3 protein-coding genes are annotated in these 2,357 nt (G+C 76.7%); 2 read left to right on the top strand and 1 reads right to left on the bottom strand.

The window, feature by feature from the left end:
• The coding region (locus FGF04_RS38850) for a TetR/AcrR family transcriptional regulator (protein WP_149516102.1) at positions 1-624 on the top strand (624 nt) is incomplete at its 5' end.
• 66 nt (positions 625-690) lie between these two features.
• Here FGF04_RS38850 and FGF04_RS38845 read toward each other — a convergent pair.
• Complete coding sequence (locus FGF04_RS38845) at positions 691-1,338, bottom strand: ScbR family autoregulator-binding transcription factor (protein WP_149516101.1); 648 nt, start codon at positions 1,336-1,338, stop codon at positions 691-693.
• An 805-nt stretch (positions 1,339-2,143) separates the two neighbouring features.
• Between FGF04_RS38845 and FGF04_RS40510 the strand changes: the two genes are divergently transcribed.
• Positions 2,144-2,314, top strand: a complete 171-nt coding sequence (locus FGF04_RS40510; RefSeq protein WP_188114420.1) for a hypothetical protein — start codon at positions 2,144-2,146, stop codon at positions 2,312-2,314.
• Positions 2,315-2,357: the final 43 nt, after the last annotated feature.

The following is a 2,357-nucleotide window of genomic DNA, read 5'->3' as shown; positions in this document are numbered from 1 at the left end:
GTGCGTACGCGCGAGGTCCTGATCGAGTCCGCCGCCCAGACCTTCGACGAGCAGGGCTTCGCCCGCGCCTCGCTGTCCGCGATCAGCGCGCGCGCCGGGGTGAGCAACGGGGCGCTGCACCACCACTTCGCCAGCAAGGCCGCGCTGGCCCGGGCGGTCGCCGCGGCGGCCGAGGGACGCCTCACCCGGATCACCGCCCCCCGCCCGCTGCCGGCCGGCGGCGGCTCGCTGCAGTTCCTGATCGACGCGACGCACGGCCTGGTCCAGGCGCTGGCCGAGGACGTGGTGCTGCGGGTGGGCTTCGGCGCCACCCCCCACCTGGACCGTTTCGGGGTGCCGGCCGGCTCGCGCCGGCTGTGGGCGCGCTGGGTGGCGCAGACGCTGGAGCGGGCCCGGCGCGAGGGGGCGCTGCGCCAGGACGCGCCCGCGGAGACGGTCACCGCCACCCTGGTGGCCCTCACCCTGGGCCTGGGCGCCCTGGAACGGGAGGCCCCCGCCCGCCGGGCGGACGTCGTCACCCTGCTGTGGAGCCTGCTGCTGCCCGCGCTGGTGGCGCACGGCCGGGCGCCGCTGGTGCCCTCCGGCACGCCGGACCGCGGCGCCCCGCAGCCGCCCGCCGGCTGACAGGGGCGCGTTTCACCCGACGGGCGCGCCTCACCCGATGGGCGCGCCTGACCCGACGGGCGCGTCTCACCCGATGGGCGAGCGTTCCCGCCCGGCGCGCACCGCCCGGTCCCCGGGGTGCAGCGCGCGCAGGGTCTCGGGGCGCGCGATGGAGGGCAGCAGCAGCCGCCAGAACGCGGTCAGCGTCGCGGCCGACAGCCAGGCGGCGTCCTCCCGCCCCAGCAGCTCGAAGCCCGTGGTGGCCGCGACGATGCCGTCGCCCACCACGGCGTGCTCGGTCCCCTCGATCAGCAGCGCCTCTTCGAAGGCCTGCGCCAGCAGCCGGCGCACGCACCCCTGCCACTCCTGGTGGAGCGTGGGCCCCGCCCCGCGCGGGGCCTCGTTGCTCAGCTTGTAGCCCGCGCGGGCCACCACGTCCCCCCGCAGCCGCCCGGCCAGGGCGTGCGAGGTGTCGGTCAGCCGCTGCAGCGCGTTGACCCCCGGCCGCTGGGCGAGCTGCGCCTCGCGGCGCAGGGCCGCCCCGGCCGACGCCTCGACGGTGGCGGCCATGGCGGCCTTGCTCTTGAAGTGGAAGTGCAGCGCCCCCGGGCTCACCCCCGCGCTGGCGCTGATGTCCGACAGCTTCGCCTGAACGTATCCGTACCGCTCGAACGCCTCAGCTGCCGCGCAGATGAGTGAGTGGCGCGTGCGAACGGCACGTTCCTGCTTGGGCACGGGTGCTCCTTAAGTAGAGGACTGCACCTTGATCCTATAAAACCAGCATAGCGGTATCTTCGCGATCGCCACCGTCGGCGCGCCCCCGAGCGGGCCGGAAACGCCTGGCCACCACCGGCGCCGCCCGCCCGTGAAGAGGGACGGCGAAGACGGCCGGGGCGGACGGACGGGGGAGCGGAGCGGCCATTTCGGCTTGAAAACAGCGAGCTGGGTATGCTTTTCTGTCGGCAGCCCCGGCCGCAGGACGGCCGGCGGCCCGCCGCCCGCGCCGCCGCCCGCCTGGCGGGCACGGCGGCGCCCGTGCGGCTTCCGGGCCGCCGCGCACCCGTCCCGGACAGGCCTTTTGCCTGTCCCGGCCGGCCGGCCGGGCCTCCCGCAGCTGCGTCGCAATCCCCCGGGGCGCAGCTGCGGGAGCGGCACCTCCCGCCGCCCGCGGCGCCGGTCCGAAGCGGGGCGGCCCAGGGGGTCGATAAAAAACCCACTCGCTGGTATTTTTTTCACCGAGGTTGTTGTGACCGTTGAGGGGAGCTTCGGTGCACCTGCTGAAGCTGCACGTCACGGCGCACGCGAGGAACGGATCGGCCCTGCCGGGAGCGTCCGCACGCTCCGCGCGGCCCTCCGCGCCGGCGTGTCCGCGTCCTGCGCCCGTCCTCTCGCAGCCGGCGACGAGATCTTCCGCMCCCTGCCGTGCGGCGTGCCCCCGCGGCACGCCCGCCGGCCCGGTGGATCTCCTGCCGCCCGGCACACCGAACACGCCTGGTGCCTACGGGAGCCCGGGCAGCCAACGGGGAGGAACCACCACACCATGCAGCTCTCGAAGATCCGTGCCGCGGCCGCCGGCATCCGCTGCGCCGCCCACCGGCCGCCCGCGCCGCACTGCGGCGCGCACCTGCCCAAGGGCCGCACCCCTGCGCCGGGCCGCGGCGCGCACCTGCCCATGGGCCGCACCCCGGCCGGGGCGGAGGCCCACCGATGAGCCCCCGGCCAGCCGTCCTGCCCGGCGGCGCCCGCCCCCATAC

The sequence above is a fragment of the Streptomyces apricus genome (assembly GCF_008369065.1).
GTDB classification, from domain to species: domain Bacteria; phylum Actinomycetota; class Actinomycetes; order Streptomycetales; family Streptomycetaceae; genus Streptomyces; species Streptomyces apricus.
This window is presented reverse-complemented; position numbering and strand designations above follow the sequence as displayed.